Raw genomic sequence first — 19,262 nt, 5'->3', positions numbered from 1 at the left:
CGCAAAACGATACGCTGCGACGATGATCCGACGGCTGGTGGTCCTGATCCTGGTCGTCGCGGTCGCATACACCGGTTGGAACTATTTTGGTCCCGGTCCGGCACGACCGAACGCCTACGTCGCAGACGCGTCGGAGTTTCGATGTTGGCCGCCGTACCCTGCCGGACCTGCGCCTCCTATCCGTTTGGGGACCGGACGCGTGCCCAAGGATTTCGTCCCGGTAGCCGCAATTACATGCGACCCGTACTTCGGCGACGTAGCTGCCGACTCGACAGCGGAGTATGTCGAGCGAAGGTGGGAGGGCGACTTCGGACCGGCGCTTCGATTGTTGAACGACCGCTCCGAGCCCGAGAGTTGGCCCCTCAAAGTGTGCACAGTGGCGTACAGCGCGGCGATGATCGACGAGATGTGGCTACTCGACGAGCAGGGTCGCGCTGTACGGCCCGGGTATCCCGTGGACGAGTGCGGGATGTCCAAGATCGGCGGCCTCGCAGAGATCAAGAAGCTCGAGACCGTGTCCACCGTTGCTCACCGAGTTCAGCTGGACCCCGCTCTGATCGAACAGGTCAGCGGATGCACCTCACTGTTCGAGCCGCCGGCAGAGGGCAGCACTACCCTCGACTCCGACTTCGTGGCCTACGGATTCTGCCGGTTCTCACTGGAGGCGAGCGGTCCACGGTTCGACGGAAGCTTCGGAGCCGACATCGACGTCGCGGGCCTCCCAGTCGCACCTGATTGTTCTTTTACTGCAACGAAAGTCGCAGTGGGTTCGACGTACCTCGACGGCGATAGGACGGTGCTCATCGAGTTCGACGGTTGCCGGCGGGTGATCGTCGACGGATACGCCGCCCTCGGCGCGTCGGAGGAAATCCTCCAGTCGTTCCCGTAGGACCTACGACCACCGCTTGAAAGGACCACCCACGCTATCTGACCGTATGGATGGACCATTCAAGCGGTGGGGTGCCGACGCGCGCATCGCTTGAAAGGACCGTAGAGGCTATCTGATCGTATGGATGGACCATTCAAGCGATCCGAGCCGGGCGATCCGAGCCGGGCAGCCCAAGCCTGCCGCCCTACGCCAACGTGACCGTCGCAGTCGCGCGGTGACCGAAGATCCGCTTGCCCTCGAACGTGGCGTTGAGAGCGACGACGGCCGTCCGCGACTCGGGGTCGAGCGACTTGATCTTGCCTTCGAACTTGATTTCGGCGGCGCGGTGGCCGTCGACGGGGATCGGCGCGGTGAACCGGACGGTGTAGTCCTTCACCGCACCGGGATCGCCGAGCCACTCGGTGATGTAGCCGCCACCGAGGCCCATGGTCAGCATTCCGTGCGCCAACACGTTGTCCAGGTCGATGAGCTTGGCGAACTGCTCGCTCCAGTGAATCGGGTTCGCGTCGCCGGCGACACCGGCGTAGTTGACGAGATCGCCGCGGGTCAGTCGGAAGGTCTTGCTCGGCAAAATATCACCGACCGACACGCTGTCGAACGTCACCGTGGGCGAGGACGAGGTGTCGACGACGATGAGCGGTGGATGCTCGACCTGCTCGTCATCCTCGTGCTCCGCTGCATCCGCGCGGGCGGCCAGCGACGTTGCGCCCTGCATGACCAGATTCTCGGCTGCTTCGACGATGCCCTTGTCGACGTCACCCTCGCGGCCGATGAGCAGCGTCGTATACGTCGTCTGAACCAGTTCGTTGCGCTGGTTGGACACGATGTTCTTGGTGACCATCATGTCCTTGCCCATGACCTCCTTGTAGGAGTCGAGCGAGACGTCGCAGTACAGATGGTCGCCGGCGACTATGGGCTGGTGGTACTGCAAAATCTGATCGGTCTGCAGCATCTGGCTGAGGTCGAACCCAACCGCGATCTTCTGCAGCAGACGCTTCTGCGCGAGCGTGCCCACCAACGACATGAACGTCAGAGGCGCGACGACGTTCGAGTAACCGAGGGCTTTGGCGGCGTCTCCCTCCCAGTGCACTGGATTGAAGTCCTGCACGGCGCGCGCGTACTCACGCACCTTCTCCCTACCGACCTCGTAGTAGTCCGCGGCCCGGTAGTGACGCCCGACCATGGCTCGCACGTGATCTGCTGGGTCGAAGGTCTCGGTGGCGGTCACATTCTCACTCATTCGTGGCAACCTACCGGGCCGGGCGCCGACAGTACACGCGAGGGACCGAGCTTGTGTCACGTCATAGCGCCGTCCGACGGCTACTCGGTCCTCGACACAGCGTCAGGCGGACCTGTGCCGAGGCACCGAATCGTAGGAAGTGCCGACGAAGACGGGCTGGGCCGGCATCGTCTTGACGGCGACCAGGGGTCGCCTCGATCGGCTTCTAACTTCGTCGGAAGCGAGCAACGCTGCACCGTGCGCAGTGAGTGACTCGGGCATCGCCGGAACCAGAACGGGCAGCCTCAGATCGCGCCGGAATACCCGCCTCAGCAACGGCAGATGGGCACATCCACCGACCATGACGAGGGCGTTCACTGCGTGGGGAGCTTCGACGATGACGCTGGCCGTCCAGCCTTCGACGTAGCGAACCGAGCGCTCGATGATATCGTCGAATGAACTGCGCCACAGCCGAACCGGGCCCCCGACGAATGGACCGGGGACTTCGGCGACGCGCAGGATCGACAGCTGTTCGCGGGCGTAGCCGATTGCGACCAGGAGGCTGTCAAGGGTGGCGCTGGAGATCAATTCGTCCGCGCCGTAGGTGGTCAGCAGGTAGTTCTTGATCGCCTCGTCGCACACGGCCGCGCCGAACGCCGTGGTCCGCTTGGAGCAGAAGACTTGCCCGCTGGCGGGGTCGGCGATCGACACCGTCGTACCGGAGGCACCCACGTCGCACACCGCGACCGTGCGGAGTCCGTCCAATTGCCCGGTCCCTCGAAGAAACCTCAGCTGCGCACCCAGTTCCGACACAATGCCGCATCGATCGGAGCGATGAACCGCGTACGCGGAGTTCCGTACCCGCGACGCCGGATCGTCCGGCACAGCGAGCACCGTGTCTGCGGGTTCGACGTGCTGCGCGGCGGCCATCGACCCCAGCAACTCGAGCGCTGCTGCCACGTGATCGGACGCTTCGAGAGCGCGCGCGACGTTGGCCGAACGGACAGACTCGTCGGCCGAATCGAGGGCAGTCGCACGCGCCGTGGCAGAGCCGACGGACACTCCAAGCACCGTTCTCATGGCTTCCTCGACCTTTACCCCTACCGATTCGACTTCAGTGAATGATAGCGTCGAAATCGAGCATTGGGTAGGTCAAAACCATATTTTGCAGTCTTTTGGTTTGTTTATGTCGACGCGACGCGCACCGGCGGCGGGCGTCAGGCGACGTTGTCGACGCGCGCCACTGGACGCCGCTCGGCGAGCAGTCCGCCCCACTCACGTTCGGTGGCATCCACAGGCAGTGAATCGACTGCAATTTCTCGTGCAGCTGCAACAAGCGAGCGCGCCGAGTGCAACAAGCTGACATCGAACGTGTAACTATGCGAGACCAATTCTTCGAATGCCTGTTCCGGGGAATATCCCCGTAATGCAATGAGAACCCCGACCGCCCAATCGATACTTGTTCGAGAATCGTCCATCGAGCCTACCTGCAATCCTTGAGAGAGTGAATGTGCGTCGGTAACAACAACTTCGAGAATGCGCCGTAGAGAACGATGCCGAGTTACGAACAACGCATACAACACACGTGCGGCTCGAGCCCGGCGGGTAGCCGAGGTCGTTCACCACCGAGGATCATGCGACCGATGGTAGCCCTGTATTCCGCCACCGGGCCACCGGAATTCGGTGACAATTCACTACTCTCGAGATAATTCACACGCGGTTCACACAACCGAATTGCTACGTAATCACGCCACCCGAGACGGGGTAGTGAGGCCTATCGGCAGTACGAACTCACGGGGACCGGCATGCGGTCTATCCCGCGGATTCCGACGGCTCGAGCTCAGGCTCGGTCGTCGGCTCAGGCGTCGGCTCCGGCTCGGTCGTCGGTTTCGGCTCGGTCGTCGGTTTCGGCCGGTCCGGCCTCGTCGGCTTGTCCGGCTCTGTGGTGGCCTCTGCAGTGGTCGACGGATCGGTCGTCTCGATCGGCTCCGACGTGATCTGCACGTCCGACTCCGGATAGCGCTCGAACACGGGCTCGGTAGCGGCCGGCGGCATGACCACGACGTCCGCCGGCATCACGTCGGGAACTGCATCCGGGCGGGTTCGATCCGCGCTGGTGGTCGCGGACACGGCACCGACAGTGGCCGCACTGTCGGTGGCCCCCGGCGCGTCGGAGGTCGGGTACACCATCTCCGACGTCGTGACGAGTTCACCCGCAGGCGCAGGCTGCGACGTCATCGCCCACGCGGTAACGCCTCCCAGGGCCGCCAAGACACAGGCGCCGACCGCGGCGACCGGCCATATCCCCCGATGTTGCTCTCGGTAGACGTGCACTGGCGCAACGACAGGTCCGAGCTGCCCGAACAGCAGGGCTGCCGCCACGTCGGGCGTGAACTCTGCGGACAGACGCTCGTCGAAGATGTCGATCACCGGCGGCGGATCGAGTTCCACCTCGGCGAGTGCGCGGGCGACGATCTCACGCTGCGCCGCGCTCTCGCAGACGACTACTCCGCCGAGGACCGTGAGCTGGTTCTGCATCGCTTGGACCCGCATGAAGCCGAGGGCGGCGGACACCGCTCCGCCGACTCCTCCCGGTGCAGCGGCAACATCGACCGTGCGCGAGCAGATAGGACCGAGTTCGGGGAGGGTGATCTCCACGAGTGACGCAGTGGCCTCGTGCGTACTCACGTGCACGCCAAGCGCAATGTGCATACCGCTCGCACTCCCCTCGGTTGCACGTGAGCTCCGCCCGAATTCGGGCGATCAGTCGGTTTCTCCGGCGATCAGAGTACTCGTCCGCTGAAAAATTCGTACTCCTACGAGTCGGCCGCCGTCATCGCTGCCCGTGCGGCCGCTGCCGCGTGGACCTCTTGGGCGTACAGCAACCCGAACGTGAAGCCGTTCTCACCGGGAGTGACGCCCGCCTTTCGGCCCAACTCCAGCAGCGTCGCAGCTGCCACGACTGCGTCCTGATGCTCTCCCAGAATTTCCTGGACGTTGGTGTAGCGCGCTATTCGTGCTTTCGCTTCCTTCTTGCCGACGATGGGCTTGACCAGCTCCGCGGCATACCGTGCCCGTTTGCCAGCCTTGCGCGCTCGGTGCAATGCCTCGTCCTCCGCGCTCGATGTTGCAGCAGCCACGCGCTTTCTCGCCTTCTTGCCTGCCTTGCGGGCCAGTGCGTCGAGATCGTCGTCGTCGATCTTCGACGCGACAGGAGCGAGCGGAAGACCACGGGCCCATTCGGCGAGTTCTTCCAACAACGCGCGGTATCGCTCCCCGTCGAGTTCGGTAGCCACGACTGCCCGAAATCTGAGCTGCTCGGCGAGGAGATCGTTCTCGATCCGCGCGGCGACCGGTCCCAGCACCAGGTAGTCGGGTAGTTCACTCAACGATTCGGCGAATCGCGCGCGCTGCACCTGACGATCGCGGACCTCACCGAGTAGCCCTGCATACCAGGAGAGTTCGGTGTCCAACACGGACGCTCGGCCCTCGTCGAACATATCCCCGAACACTCGGATCGTGCTTCGGTAGCGCCGAATCGCCACCCTGGTCGAGTGGATTGGATCCATCCCACGCCGGAGATAGACGTCGCCGGCGAAGATGGCCTGCGTCTGCTCGTTCAGATAGTCCGCAACCAACCCGATCGTGCCCGTATGGACGGGCTCCGCCGAGGAGCGCACAGCGCGGTGGAACTTCGACGGATGCGATCCGGGCCGTGCCCCGGCGGCCTGGAGTATTTTTCCGACCTGTTTCAGCACCGATTCCGACCCCGCTGGGCCCAGTTCGACTTCCACCTCCCGCCACGTGTGGCCGTCTGCACCCGGCAGATCGACGGTCACACTGTCGTCAGCGAGTTCGGCCACGACGCCGCCGTCCCGATCCGCCAATACGTGCAGCCGACGCAGCGATGTCAACGTCGCAACCGGACCCAGTTGCTTTCCTAGCGACACACCGACGAGGAGGCCTGCGAGCTCGTCCGGAACGGACGCGTCCTCACCCGATCCGAGCGGAAGACGAATTTCGGTGCGCGCCTTGTCTGCGGGCACTTTCGCGTGCCAGCCGGTGTCGGCGTCACCTCGGCGGCGACGCACGGTGATCCCTCGCTGCAGAAGGTCGAGATCCTCGGTGTCGAAGTAGGTGCTCACGAGCTCCACCTCCGACGTCTCGGCCGACCCTCCATTCGGGACTAGCTGGTCATCCGCAGGCAGGATGAAGTCTGAGTCCACATCGAACTTGTCCTCGCGTTCGGTCTGTATCGAAACCATCCGCCAAGTCTGCCGGACGGACATGAACGCGCGGCAGAAGACGCCAGAGCCGGCCCAGAAAATTCCGCGTCAACCTGGGTGCGATGTGCTCCTTGTGCGGGTCGGCGAGTTCGTGGCCGAGGCAGGCTTGCTCGTCGTGGGCGCCTGGCTTGTCGTGGGCGGTGCCTTGCTTGTCGTCGGAATACTCGGCGAGGTCGGGTTGGTCGGCGAGGCGGAATCGGTGTCTTTCGTCCGCGTCGGCTTCGTGCTGGTCGTTGGGTCCGGTGACGCGGTGGTGGTCGTCTCGTTCCGGCGTCGATCAGTCCTGGCGCTGTCGCTGGTGGGGACGTTCGCCGACGTGCTCTGCGACGTGCTGCCCGATTCGGACTCCGTCGACTCTGGAGCCTCTGTCGTGGTGGTCACAGGAAGAGGTGTGGGTGACGGGGCGACCGTTGGTGCGGACGGGCTCACCTCGGCCTGCGAGGACGTGATGACCGGTGAATAGACGATCCCCGGCGTCGGGTCGGTGTCGCTGCTCGAGGCTGCCGCGATCGACACGCCCACTCCTCCGGCCACCAGGGCGACCATGGCTCCGCCGAGGTATCGCGACCCTCGAATCCTGGTGAGTCGACGCGAGGAGGTATCACTGTGCCGTGGGCGCACAGCGGGGGCGGTAGCGGGAACGGTGGATCGGGCGAAGTCGCGTGCCATCCCCGCGGCCCCCCGCGCGGCGAGCAGTTCGGGCTCGCGAGGGACGAACACCGGCACCGACAAACCGTCGATCAGCGACTGACGGACGATCTGCATGTTCGCACCGCCGCCGACGGCGAACACGGCGTCGACACGCGGGACGTCGGCGATCATCGAGGCAGCGAGCGTGACGGCGTCGTAGACGCTCTCGCGGACGAGCTCGTCCAGTTGCGATCGGTAGAGCACGACACCGCCCGAGATGAACGGACCGGCAATCTCGACAGCGGTGAGTGTCGACAACCGTTCCTTGGCCGAGCAGACCGTCTCGACCAGTAGATCGCGGGCGGTTTCTTCCAACGCCCGCCCCAGGCCGTAGTTGTCCATCAGAAAGGTCGACAGCGCGGCGTCGCATCCATCGCCGGAGAACACAGCGCTGCGCCGCGAGCCGTGCACGTGACCCGTTTCGCGATCCACGATCGACACCGTGACCCCGCCTGCGCCGACGTCGAACAGGGCAACGGTCTGCTCACCGGCCAGTTCGCCGGCTTCCTGCAAAGCACCGATCTGCGCGCCGAGGTCCGAGACGAGTGCCAGCCCGTCGTAGTGTTCGACGCCGTACGCCTCCGTCGGGTTCTTCTCGCGCAGCGCCAGCACGGGCGTCGCGTCCGTGCCGATGCTCTCCCGAGCGAAACGATGAACGGCCCAGGTCACCGATCCCCACGGGTCCGCAGAGGACTCGGGTATCTGAACTTTCGACTCGCTGCTGCGCGGCGGATACACAGTCAGGTCCGTGGACACTGTGCGGATTCCACTCACACCAAGCGATGCGCCGAGAACGGCTGACACGAGAACCTCGCTCCGGTAGGCCCCAACCCACATTCGGCAAGGGACTACTTTAGCGCTGAAACCAGATTCTTGTCGCGGTAACGGGCTATAAACCGACCGATGGACCGATCAGTTCACCGGAGACTGGACGAAGTTCAGGTAAGCCTTCGACGGTGTCGGTCCACGCTGGCCCTGATATTTCGAGCCCACCTGCGCGCTGCCGTAGGGGTGTTCGGACGGGCTCGACAGCTTGAACAGACACAGCTGTCCGATCTTCATTCCCGGCCACAGCGTGATCGGCAGGTTTGCCACGTTCGACAGTTCCAACGTGATGTGGCCGCTGAATCCCGGGTCGATGAAGCCCGCCGTCGAGTGCGTCAACAACCCGAGGCGGCCGAGCGAACTCTTGCCTTCCAGGCGTCCCGCCAAGTAGTCGGGCAGCGTTGTCAGCTCGAGCGTGGATCCGAGTACGAACTCCCCTGGGTGCAGAACGAACGGTTCACTCTCGGCCGGTTCGACGAGCGAGGTCAACTCGTCCTGCTGCTTCGACGGGTCGATGTGCGTGTAGCGGGTGTTGTTGAACACCCGAAAGAGCTTGTCGAGCCGTACATCGACGCTCGACGGTTGCACCATCGATGCATCGAAGGGCTCGATACCCAGGTTGCCGGCGGACACTTCAGCACGGATGTCGCGGTCGGAAAGCAGCACTGCGGAAGGTTAGCGCGCCCGAGCCGTCGACGTACCCGTGGCACCGCGTGCCCGGCCGAAAACGGCGTACACATCGGGAGAACAACAACTTTCGACGCCCCGTTTCCGGTGCTGAGCCCCAATAATGATCTTGATCCATGTCCAACGCCTCACAAACGGGGTGTAAGCAGAGAGACGAATCATGAATTCGACCACCGAGCTCGATCGGGGAGCCGGCGAACCACATCCGCGACCCGTTCGCATCACGTCGGACTCGAGCTACTACGACCCGGAGCTCCGGTGCACAGTGCTCGCGACGACGCCTGCTCATCGACCGAACCTATGGCGGTCGTTCGTCGAGGGGGCACTGAGCAGCTACTCGCACTTCGGTGTGGAGAAAGCCCTGGAGTACGACCGGATAGTCGACGGCTCCACGACGTCGATGTTTCTGGTTGCGCTCGACGACTCCGGCGAGCTCGTCGGCGGTCTACGCGCACAGGGGCCCTACTCGAGACCGAATGAGACACATGCCGACATCGAATGGTCCAGTTCGTGGACCGGGAGGGCTGCTCTGCGACGGATGGTGTCTGCCCGACTCTCGAACGGTGTCGTCGAGATGAAGACTGTCTGGTCCGCGGTCGGCCGTACTCGACACGGTGCGCCCGGTTACTTCGGCGCAATCGGTGCATCCCTCGTCGCCGCAGCATCGGGCTGCCGGCACACCCTCGCTACCAGCGCAGAGCACGCTGTGGGTCCCTATCTCGACTCGGGTGCCGTGATGGCGACCCACATCGATGCCGTCGCCTATCCGGACGACCGCTACAGAACCCGCATCATCTGGTGGGACCAGAACACTGTTCCCCTGTTCGCAACAGCCGAAAAGCTCGCCCAGATCACCTTCGCGGTCGAGTCGCTTCGGAGCCGAGAACTCGCATCGACGGAGGCCGAAGCATCGTGACACATCGTACGCAGCTGGACTGGAACGCACGGGTGCTCGACGAGAACGACCCCGCAGACCGAATAGAACTGGACCGTCTTCGACAAGACCCGGTCATCGAGTTCCTCGATCGACTCGACGAGCAACGGGACGGGCTGTCTCGCCTGACGCCACCGCCCCCACAAGAACTCATCGACGAGCCGATGAGGTGGATCCACTATCCGTGGCGCCGAACCGTCGTCGCGACGCTGGGACCACGCAGCTTCCGGCGCCTCCGCCTCGACCGCAACCGCAACAAGATCACCGCGGAAGAACAGGATCGGTTGGCCGAGACCACGATCGGAATCGTCGGACTGAGTGTCGGCCACGCGATCGCGTACGCACTGGCACTCGATGGCGTCTGCGGCGCACTGCGTCTCGCCGACTTCGACGAGATCGAACTCTCGAACCTCAACCGGATACCAGCCACACTGCTCGATCTGGGGCTGAGCAAACCCGTCGTCGCGGCCCGGCGTATCGCCGAACTCGACCCCTACCTTGCTGTCACGATCGACGACCGAGGGGTGACCGCGGAAACCGCCGACAGCTTCATCGACGGAGTCGATCTACTGATCGAGGAATGTGATTCGCTCGACGTGAAGATCCTGGTGCGCGAACGCGCCAGAGCACTCGGCGTACCGGTCATCATGGAGACGAGCGACCGCGGGCTGCTCGATGTCGAGAGGTTCGACCTCGAGCCCGAGCGACCGTTGTTTCACGGCCTACTCGGCGACGTCCAGTCCAGTGCTCTCGCGAATCTGTCGACGCACGACAAGGTTCCCTACGTGCTCGCTCTACTCGGTGCCGAGGATATCTCTGCGCGAATGGCAGCGTCGATGATCGAGGTGGATCGCACGACAACGACGTGGCCTCAGTTGGGCAGTGAAGTCGGACTCGGCGGGGCCTCGGTTGCAGGTGCAGTACGCAGATTCGGCCTCGGCCAACGTCTCGACTCCGGCCGCGTGCGGATTCACATCGACGAACACCTCGATCTGCTGGCCCCGCCGACCATCCCCGCCGAACCGACGGCACAGAACCGGAGTTCCGACGGACAACCGGAATTCGACAGTCCCCGCTCCGCGATCGTGCACGCCGCAACCCGGGCACCATCCGGTGGAAACGTACAACCCTGGACCGTCACCACGACAAGAGGATCGGTCCGTCTCGCGCTCGATCGCGACCGAACCTCGGGCCTGGACGTCGCCTATCGCGGCAGTCATGTCGCGCTCGGTGCAGCGCTGTACAACGCACGTAGTGCAGCCGCCTACCACGGCGTTCTCGGGGACGTGACCGTCGAAGCTCTCGGCGACTCCGTGGACATCGTCGTCGAACTGGGAGCAGGCACTGATCCGGGCCTGGCAAAGAACTACCACGCACTGCTGTCGAGATCGACGAATCGCACCGTGGGATCGCCACGCGAGGTGAACCCCGAGGTGCTGGCCGATCTCGCTGCCGCATCGGTGCTCGAGGGTGTTCGGGTAGCTCTCATCACCGATCGGTCCTCGATCCAACAGATCGCCGAGATAATCGCCGAATCCGATCGCATTCGCTACCTGACGAAATCGCTTCATACAGAGATGATCTCGGAGCTCAGGTGGCCGGGGCAGCCCGATCCCGACACAGGAATCGAGGTCGCTGCCCTCGCTCTGGATTCGACGGACCTGGTCAAACTGGACGTCTCGCGCAGATCCGATGTGATGGAACTACTAGGAGACTGGGACGCGGGTATCGCGTTGGGGGAAGACAGCTACGACCGCGTGGTATCCAGTTCTGCTGTCGCCGTATCGATCGTCGACGGCAACGCCGCAACCGACTTCGTTCGAGGCGGCGCCGGTACGCAACGCCTCTGGATCGCCGCCGAGTCGCACGGGTTGGCAGTGCATCCGTCGTCGCCGGTGTTTCTCTACGCGCAGAGCCCGTCCGAGTTCGAGCAGTTGTCTGCGCGCTACGCAGGTGCGCTCGCCGGGCTTCGCCAGCGGTTTGCCCGGATAGTCGGAATCGACGTCGACGAATCCATCGCTTTGGTCCTACGCCTGTCGCACACCGACGCTGCGGCAGTGACCAGCAGGCGTCGCACAGGGGCCTAACCGGCCGTCGAGCAGGTACAGTCGCTTTTCGAGTCAGGCAGAGGCATCGAGTCGATGGGGGTATTCATGCGTCGAATTCGAAGTCTCGACCGTTTGGTCACCGACGTTGCATCAGACCTCATGGGGGTCGATGCAGCGTCGGTGTTGCTCGCCTATACCCGCGTACTTCGCTCCCTGGTGGAGTATTTCGGGGTCGATGCCGGCTACCTTCGACATACCGACTACGAAAATCGGTCGACTGTGATGGTCGCCGAATGGCCGGCCCGACTGGACGCGCCGGACCCCGACCCGCTCGGCGTCGTCTACTTTGCCGACGCCGACCCGGTGTTCGCGGCATGCGAGCACCTCGTGCAGCCGAGGGTGTTCCGCCCGTCGACGTCGGAGGAGTCGTATCGCCGACGCGTGGAAGCTGCATCCGGATACTCCGTGACCTCCATGGCAGTGGTCCCGCTCGTCCACGAGCGATCCATCGGTTGGGTCGGATTGGTCAAAGGCGGTGACCGTGACTGGTCCGAGGAGGAAACCAATGCCCTGGTGGCAATCGCATCGATGTTCACCCAGGTTCATGCCAGGATTCTCGCCGAGGAATTGCTTCTCGAAGCAGCCCAACACGACGCACTGACCGGTCTTTCCAATCGACGAGGGGTGACGGAGGACCTGGAACGCCGCCTCGGCGCGGGGTCGGAGGGCATCCCGGTGGCGGTGTTGTTTCTCGATCTCGACAGATTGAAAGCCCTCAACGATTTCTACGGCCACACCGCTGGCGACGCGTATCTCCTTGCGCTCGCCGACACGTTGCGCGAGGTGCTCGACGACGGCACCACGATTGCACGCTGGGGCGGAGACGAATTCGTGATCGTCATGCAGCCTTCCGCAATCGAGGGAAAGCCGACGTCACCGTACGACGTCGCGCTGCGGATTCTCGATGCCGTCGCCACCACCCGCGTCAGCATCGCCGGTGATGCCATCACGCGCACCGCGAGCATCGGCGTGACGACTGCATATCCGGGAGTGGACGGCGTCAACGAGGTGATAGCCAATGCCGACCAAGCCGCGCTCGTCGCGAAGCGAATCGGCGGAAATCATGTGGCGCTGTTCGATTCGACGATTCGAGCTCACAACGCGTTGCGCAACGACGTCGAACTGCATCTCCTTGCAGCAATACAAGGTGGCGACCTGGTGCTGCACTTTCAACCAGAAGTGAACCTCGAGGACGGCACGATCACCGCTGTCGAGGCGTTGGTGCGGTGGCAGCACCCGACGCGTGGCCTGCTGCCACCGGCCGACTTCATCGACATAGCCGAGACCTCCGACCTGGCGACCGCGCTCGGGGCATGGGTTCTGCACGACGCCATCCGCTGCTACCAGGAATGGGTTCGTCATCTCCCTGACCTGGACATCATGTTGCGTGTCAACGTTTCCCCCGCCCAACTCCTGGCAACCGAGTTCGTCGACATCGTCGAGCAAGAACTTGCCTCCGGGCTGGTCCCACCCGGCAACCTGTGCTTGGAGGTAACCGAGAACGCCGTCGTTCAGGACACCGGCCAGGCCGCGAAGGTTCTGAGCATGCTCCGAGAATTGGGGGTACTCATCGCGATCGACGATTTCGGTACCGGATTCAGTTCGTTGGCGCACCTTAAGATCCTTCCGGTCGATGCACTGAAGATCGACCGTGAATTCGTCGAACACCTCGACTCGAATCCCGGTGACCAGGCCATCGTTCGCGCGATCGCGAGTCTTGCGGATGCGTTCGGACTCGACCTGATCGCCGAAGGTCTCGAAACCGAAGCCGCGCAAGCCGCATTGTTGTCCGTCGGTTGCACACGGGCGCAGGGTTATCTGTTCTCCAAGCCCGTCCCCGCAGACTCGATGCAGACATTGCTGACCCGACGAATATTGTCGCCCGCGTCTGCCGAGTAAAGTCTCGATATTCGACGCGTGCGACCTTCAGGCAGGAGACCACACTGAATCGACGCCGAAGGTTGGACATAGTCGTCACGAACGCCGCCACCCTCCTCATGAGTGCCGATGCCTCGAACGCCCCTGTCGTGTACGTCGCACTTCTCCGCGATCTCGTCAACAGCTTCGAACTCGACATCGCTTTTCTGCGCCACACCGACTTCGAGAATCGAACTACGGTATTGATCGCGGAGTGGCCCCCGCGCACGAACGTGGCACACCCCGACCCACTGCACACCGTGCCGTTCGACGGCGCCGACCCGATATTCGCCGCGGCCGAATCGCTCGACAGCGTGCTGACGGTGTGCGTCGACGGTGGTATCGCCGACTATCGCACCCGAGTGGAGTCCGCGTCCGGTTTCGTCCCACAGTCTCTCGTCGCCGTCCCGTTGATCGCCGGTGCCGCCACCGTAGAAGTACTGGGCTTCGGCAAACTGGCGGGACGGGACTGGACCGAGGACGAATTCAACGCCCTGCGAGCAATCGCTGCATTGACTACCCAGGTTCATACCCGGGTCGCCGCCGAGGAGCGATTTCGTTATTCGGCCACTCACGACGAGCAGACCGGACTGGTCAACCGAGGAGCATTGCTCGACTATCTGCGAGGCAGACTTGCCGATCACACATCCGGACCGGTCGCGATCCTATTCCTCGACCTCGGCCGATTCGAGGCATTGAGCAACTTCCTCGGCCACCTGGCAGGCGACGAGTACATCGCCGCTGCCGCACGCGCGCTTACCCGAGACGTGGGGGCGACCGCATTGATCGCGCGCCTCGGCGGCGACGAGTTCGTGCTGGTTCTTCACGGGCCGAGCAACGCACACCACGCTCATCTCACCGCAAGGACAGCACTCGACGCGATCAGACTGCTCGATGTGCCCGGACTCGACCGGTCACGACGAGCCACCGTCGGGATCTCGATCGCCCACCCCGGGCGCGTCGCTGCGGACGAGGCGCTACAACGGGCCGACCAGGCCGCACTGATTGCAAAGGTCAACGGCGACAACGACGTCGTGCAATTCACCGATTCGGTGCAACGCCAGAGCGAGCTTCGCAGCGATATCGAAATCCATCTCCGGACCGCCATCAGGAACGACTCCCTCGTGCTGTACTTCCAGCCTGAGATCGACCTGATCACCAAGCGCATCACGGCTGTCGAGGCACTTGTCCGGTGGCAGCACCCCCACCGAGGACTGCTTCCGCCGGCCGCGTTCATCCCGGTCGCCGAGGCAACCAATCTGGCCGGTGAACTGGGCAGCTGGGTGTTGGAGCAATCACTCCGGACGCTCGGTGAATGGGCCACGTCACTTCCGGATCTGGACATTTCCATGCGGGTCAACGTCTCACCCGCTCAGTTGGTCGGAGCCGGTTTCGTCGACGAGGTGGAGAAGGTGTTGCGTAGACACTCGATCGAGGGTTCCTCACTGTGGCTCGAGATCACCGAAGTTGCAGTCGTACGGGATATCGAACACACAAGGCGGACACTCGCCGGGCTCCGGAGGCTCGGAGTGCGCATCGCTATCGACGACTTCGGGACCGGGTTCAGTTCACTCTCACATCTGAAAGCGCTCCCGGTCGACGCACTGAAGATCGACCGGGCGTTCGTGGCCGATCTGGGGTTCGCCGGTGGCGATCTTGCCATCGTCGACTCCGTCATCGGATTGGCTGCATCCTTCGGACTCGACGTGATAGCGGAAGGCGTGGAGACTCTGGACGCCGCAAACACCCTGATCGACCGCGGATGCACTCGCGCCCAGGGTTATCTGATGTCCCGGCCGGTGTCGGCCGTCGACGCTCTCGCACTACTCCGCGTCGGAACCATCGACATCTGAGCACCTGCTAGAGTAGTTCGGCGCGGGCCTCCTCGGCCCGCCGCGCCGGTGTAGTTCATTGGTAGAATGCGACCTTCCCAAGGTTGAGAGGCGGGTTCGATTCCCGTCACCGGCTCTCCTTCGTTTGCTTACCGGCCCTCGGCCGAAAACAAACCGAAACATGGTCCAGGCTCCGAAAATTGGAGATGCCGACCGTAAATATCTGGGCGTTTCCCAGGACAAGATGCAGATTTATTCGAATTTGCTTCTCGCTATCAAAAGCGTCTCTATCGCCGTGCTAGAAACCTCGTTGTGCATTTGTTTTCCCCCAACAAATTGACATGACAGGAAAAAGCGATGAAATTGATGCCACTTCTGATGGTTCCCCTAATTTGGACTCCATGGGGCCCACCCGCTTTTCCGCCTCAGCCGACGACACCGCCTGCCACCACGACGCCGGCACCTACCACTACGACAAGGCCTCCTACCACGACGCCCCCTCCCACTACGACGACTCCACCGTCGAATCCCGGGCAGGCCACGCTCCTGTGGGAGGACCAGTTCAACTCGAACGGCGCAGTCGATCCCAGCAAGTGGGGATTTCAAACCGGAAGGTGGGGAGCAAGTTCGGGCGAGCAGCAGTACTACACCAATTCGACGAACAATGCGAATGTCGCCGGTGGATCACTGAACATCACCGCCCGCAGGGAGAACCCCCCGGACGGCAAGGGGTCACCCAACAACTTCACCAGCGCTCGGGTGGTCAGCTTCGGAAAACAATCCGTGACTCCACCTGTGCGGCTCGAAGCATCCATAAAGATGCCGCGCGCAGCTGGATTGCTACCGGCATTCTGGTTATTGGGCTTGGAACCAGGAAACGAGTACAACTGGCCGCGGCAGGGCGAAATCGATGTTGTCGAAATACCAGGAACGAACGGTCCATCCTTCAATATGCACGGCCCAGCGAAGAACAACTCGAGCACGGACATCAAAACCGGTGGAAGTATGAATCCACTCTCTGACGGATTCCATACTTACCGTGTCGATTGGTATGCCGACCGCATCGCCTGGTTCGTCGACGGGGTGCAGAGATTCGCGGTGACCAAAGCAGAATACGAAGCCAAGGGCGGCAACTGGACGCCGTTCTCCGGAGCCTGGCCGCACTATGTGCTCTTCAACGTGGCCGTGGGCAACGACTGGGTGGGCAAAGCACCCGCCTCGACCACGTTCCCCCAGACCATGAGCGTGGACTGGATCAAGGCGAGCCGTATCTCCTAGGGCCGACTCGTCCACCTCTGAATTTCCCTGACCCCGATCTCGGGTGGCCCCCCAGCCGCCCGAGATCGGTGCGTTTTTGGGTTTTGTGTTAAATAACAGATGAACTCCGCGCTCGCTGTTACATGCCACAGCATTTGGGCATAGAGTTCGCGGTGTGAGCCCTCGAATCCCGGTGACACTGTGTGGGGCGTGCGTACCTCTCGTGTTCGGTATCGCTCTCGTGTTCGGCGTGGCAGTAGCGACGGCGACGCCGGTGATCCCGGACGTTCCAGGCCCGTCGCAGAGCAACCATGCCGATGCCATCAGATACTCGGCGGAGAACTTCGCTGCCGTACCCCCCGGCGTGAACCAGGCCGGATGCACTCCGTCGCCCGATCACCCCGACCCGGTGATCCTCGTACACGGCACCGATTCGACGGCCTACTCGGACTGGGCGGGACTGGCACCGGTACTGGCTGCCGCCGGCTACTGCACCTACGCACTGAACTACGGCGAATCGCCGGACGGTTCCACCTATGGGTACAGCGACATCCGCGACAGTGCAGCCGAACTCGGGCAGTTCACCCAGAGTGTGTTGGCGTCGACCGGTGCTGCCGCAGTCGATCTCATCGGCTACTCCCAGGGCGCCGCAGTCACCCGCTACTACACCAACCGGCTCGGCGGGGCAGACGCGGTGAACAAGTGGATCGGGATTGCGTCGCCGACGTACGGCGGAACAGCGTACGGCGTAACTCCTGCGCTGCAGGCAGTTCCGAGTGCAACCAAGCTGGTCTCCACCGAGTTCGGGCCCGCCCTGGTCCAAATGATGCAAGGATCCGACTTCCTCGCCGAGTTGAACTCGGGCGGTGACACCGTCCCCGGCGTCGAATACACCAGTATCGCCACCGAAGTCGACGAGGTGATTCAGCCGTACACCAATGCCCTGATGCGAGATTCGGGAGCACGGAACATAGTGGTGCAGGACGTGTGCCCGGAAAACAAGGTCGCCCACTTCGCCTTCACCTACGATCCGACCACGATCGCGCTCGTGCTTGCCGCGCTCGACCCGTCGGCAGCGATCGATCCGCCGTGTGATTCCGTTCCCCTCGGTTCGGGAATCCTCGACGTGGTCATCGCTAGCAACTGATACTCCGACGCTTCAGGACGTACTGACCTCACTGTCCAGTTTGAGTACTCGCTGCCCATCCGACTGTTCGATGAGGTACGCGGGTGTCTCCTTGCTTCCGTTCCGCGTGATCTCGCTGCCCGAGATCGTCCGGGTCACCTTGTCGGTGTGCACCTCGACGATCTTTCCTTCGCCGGTGCCCTGACCCCAGTTCCACTGGACCGTCGTACCTTTTCTGTGTGTCAAGTCGTCAGGACTACCCCGCCGGAGCACAATCGATACGCGCACAGGCCGACGTAAAGTTCGGACGCATGAACCGGGTTCATAAAATCCCGCCCGGTCAGCTCGCCGATCCTGCGCAATCGATACAGCACGGTATTGCGGTGGTAATGCAACCCGTGGGCGGCCTCCGTGGTGGATCCCTTCGCCCGGAACCACGCGTCCAGCGTGCTCAGTAGGCTCGCGCGCTCGCCCTCGGGCAGATCGAGTAGCGGGCCCAGAATCTGCTGCGCCGCGGTGCGCCCCTCCTCCGGACGACCGGCGAGTAGCAGCGGCACCGGGACAGAGTCGTACCGCGTCGGCGACGTGTTATCGACCGGAGCGCACTTCCTGGCGAGACGTGCCTGTTCGACGGCCTTCGGAATTCCTGCCGACGAGAAGAACATCGCGCTGATCCCGACGTTTCCGCCCCCGTCGGCAACACCGTCGAGCACGGTCTCGAGCAGCATGTCGGTCTGCGCGAACAGCAACCCGACCACCCCGTCGACGGCGCTGTCCCATACTGCTTCGACTGCAGGTGTCGCGATATCGGCACAGCGAGTATCGGCGGCCACGACGACGAAACAGCCGCGATCGGGGATTCGGAAGGTCCGCAGCGCGTCGACAACCGATGCCGGGTTCACGACGTGATCGGCGAACAGAGCACGGACCAGCCGGGTGCGCTCGTCGGCGTCATGCTCCGCGCGGGCGTCGACCGTGACGCGATAGGCCTCGGCGGCCGCGTCCGAACACACGTCGACCAGCGCCCACACCTGCGCTGCCATGCCGAGCAGCGTCCTCGGCGCGTCGGTATCGGATCGCGCCATGAGTTCCTCCCAGATGAGGCGGCCGCCCAAACGGAACGCGTGCAGAAGAGCTGCGAGAGGTACACCCTGCTCCGCTTTCAGCCGACCCGCGGCCTTCGCCGACTCCAAGTTCAGGGGACGGACACCTGCCAGGTCCCCGACCAAGTCGGTGATGTTCGCCAGACATGCCTCGCGCAGCTGCATGGGACTGAGAAATGTCGATTCGGAGTAGGCGTTCTCGGCTGCCATTATGCGGCGAACCAACTCATCGGCGAGCTCCGGGGCAACCTCCATCAAGGGCGCGGCAAGCTCGGTGGAGTCGGGAGCGTTGACCGTATCGGTTTCCGGCATCCGCCGACAATATCCGCATCGATGTAACCGGCGCCACACTCGTTTTGTGCGGCGGCCCAACCCCATGCTTGCGTTGG

Annotated in this window: 16 protein-coding genes and 1 tRNA gene; 8 read left to right on the top strand and 9 right to left on the bottom strand. The window is 63.3% G+C overall.

Going from position 1 to position 19,262, the window contains the following annotated elements:
- Positions 1-22: 22 nt before the first annotated feature.
- On the top strand, positions 23-889 hold the full coding sequence (locus tag WDS16_RS24680) for a hypothetical protein (RefSeq protein ID WP_338888504.1): 867 nt from the start codon (positions 23-25) through the stop codon (positions 887-889).
- A gap of 184 nt (positions 890-1,073) precedes the next feature.
- Here the strand turns inward: WDS16_RS24680 and WDS16_RS24675 are convergent, their stop codons facing one another.
- The 7 genes from WDS16_RS24675 to dcd form a co-directional block, all read right to left on the bottom strand.
- A complete protein-coding gene (locus tag WDS16_RS24675) occupies positions 1,074-2,129 on the bottom strand; it encodes a fused (3R)-hydroxyacyl-ACP dehydratase subunits HadA/HadB (RefSeq protein ID WP_338888503.1) in 1,056 nt (351 codons plus the stop codon).
- Positions 2,130-2,231: 102 nt separating this feature from the next.
- Positions 2,232-3,188, bottom strand: coding sequence for an Hsp70 family protein (locus tag WDS16_RS24670; protein ID WP_338888502.1), 957 nt, complete (start codon positions 3,186-3,188; stop codon positions 2,232-2,234).
- A gap of 137 nt (positions 3,189-3,325) precedes the next feature.
- On the bottom strand, positions 3,326-3,586 hold the full coding sequence (locus WDS16_RS24665; protein ID WP_338888501.1) for an ANTAR domain-containing protein: 261 nt from the start codon (positions 3,584-3,586) through the stop codon (positions 3,326-3,328).
- A 334-nt stretch (positions 3,587-3,920) separates the two neighbouring features.
- Positions 3,921-4,796 carry a hypothetical protein gene (locus tag WDS16_RS24660; protein WP_338888500.1) on the bottom strand — a complete coding sequence of 292 codons (876 nt, stop codon included), beginning with the start codon at positions 4,794-4,796 and terminating at the stop codon, positions 3,921-3,923.
- A 128-nt stretch (positions 4,797-4,924) separates the two neighbouring features.
- Complete coding sequence (locus WDS16_RS24655; protein ID WP_338888498.1) at positions 4,925-6,373, bottom strand: CYTH and CHAD domain-containing protein; 1,449 nt, start codon at positions 6,371-6,373, stop codon at positions 4,925-4,927.
- A gap of 69 nt (positions 6,374-6,442) precedes the next feature.
- Positions 6,443-7,888 (bottom strand): Hsp70 family protein, encoded by a 1,446-nt coding sequence (locus tag WDS16_RS24650; RefSeq protein ID WP_338888497.1) that lies wholly within the window; start codon positions 7,886-7,888, stop codon positions 6,443-6,445.
- Positions 7,889-7,996: 108 nt separating this feature from the next.
- Positions 7,997-8,575, bottom strand: coding sequence for a dCTP deaminase (gene dcd, locus WDS16_RS24645; RefSeq protein WP_338888495.1), 579 nt, complete (start codon positions 8,573-8,575; stop codon positions 7,997-7,999).
- Between the two features lie 181 nt (positions 8,576-8,756).
- Here dcd and WDS16_RS24640 point away from each other — a divergent pair, with 181 nt between their 5' ends.
- The 7 genes from WDS16_RS24640 to WDS16_RS24610 all read left to right on the top strand — a co-directional run bounded on the left by WDS16_RS24640 (position 8,757) and on the right by WDS16_RS24610 (position 17,791).
- Entirely contained in the window at positions 8,757-9,512 is a 756-nt protein-coding gene (locus WDS16_RS24640; protein ID WP_338888493.1) for a hypothetical protein, read from the top strand.
- Positions 9,509-11,617 carry an Rv1355c family protein gene (locus WDS16_RS24635; RefSeq protein WP_338888492.1) on the top strand — a complete coding sequence of 703 codons (2,109 nt, stop codon included), beginning with the start codon at positions 9,509-9,511 and terminating at the stop codon, positions 11,615-11,617. Before WDS16_RS24640 ends, WDS16_RS24635 begins: the two co-directional genes overlap by 4 nt.
- Before the next feature lie 66 nt (positions 11,618-11,683).
- The gene (locus WDS16_RS24630; protein ID WP_338888490.1) at positions 11,684-13,537 is read left to right on the top strand and encodes a bifunctional diguanylate cyclase/phosphodiesterase; all 1,854 of its coding nucleotides are present in this window, start codon (positions 11,684-11,686) and stop codon (positions 13,535-13,537) included.
- A gap of 98 nt (positions 13,538-13,635) precedes the next feature.
- Entirely contained in the window at positions 13,636-15,408 is a 1,773-nt protein-coding gene (locus WDS16_RS24625; RefSeq protein ID WP_338888488.1) for a bifunctional diguanylate cyclase/phosphodiesterase, read from the top strand.
- A gap of 44 nt (positions 15,409-15,452) precedes the next feature.
- Positions 15,453-15,523, top strand: a tRNA-Gly gene (locus WDS16_RS24620).
- A gap of 221 nt (positions 15,524-15,744) precedes the next feature.
- A complete protein-coding gene (locus tag WDS16_RS24615; RefSeq protein ID WP_338888486.1) occupies positions 15,745-16,665 on the top strand; it encodes a glycoside hydrolase family 16 protein in 921 nt (306 codons plus the stop codon).
- Positions 16,666-16,819: 154 nt separating this feature from the next.
- The gene (locus tag WDS16_RS24610) at positions 16,820-17,791 is read left to right on the top strand and encodes an esterase/lipase family protein (protein WP_338888484.1); all 972 of its coding nucleotides are present in this window, start codon (positions 16,820-16,822) and stop codon (positions 17,789-17,791) included.
- A 12-nt stretch (positions 17,792-17,803) separates the two neighbouring features.
- On the opposite strand, the gene WDS16_RS24605 is transcribed toward WDS16_RS24610, so the two are convergent.
- Positions 17,804-18,016, bottom strand: coding sequence for a DUF2945 domain-containing protein (locus tag WDS16_RS24605; protein WP_338888482.1), 213 nt, complete (start codon positions 18,014-18,016; stop codon positions 17,804-17,806).
- The gene (locus tag WDS16_RS24600) at positions 18,013-19,185 is read right to left on the bottom strand and encodes a helix-turn-helix domain-containing protein (RefSeq protein ID WP_338888480.1); all 1,173 of its coding nucleotides are present in this window, start codon (positions 19,183-19,185) and stop codon (positions 18,013-18,015) included. The genes WDS16_RS24605 and WDS16_RS24600 overlap by 4 nt, the downstream gene beginning before the upstream one ends.
- Between the last annotated feature and the right edge of the window lie 77 nt (positions 19,186-19,262).

It is taken from the genome of Rhodococcus sovatensis (assembly GCF_037327425.1).
Lineage (GTDB): Bacteria > Actinomycetota > Actinomycetes > Mycobacteriales > Mycobacteriaceae > Rhodococcoides > Rhodococcoides sovatense.
This window is presented reverse-complemented; position numbering and strand designations above follow the sequence as displayed.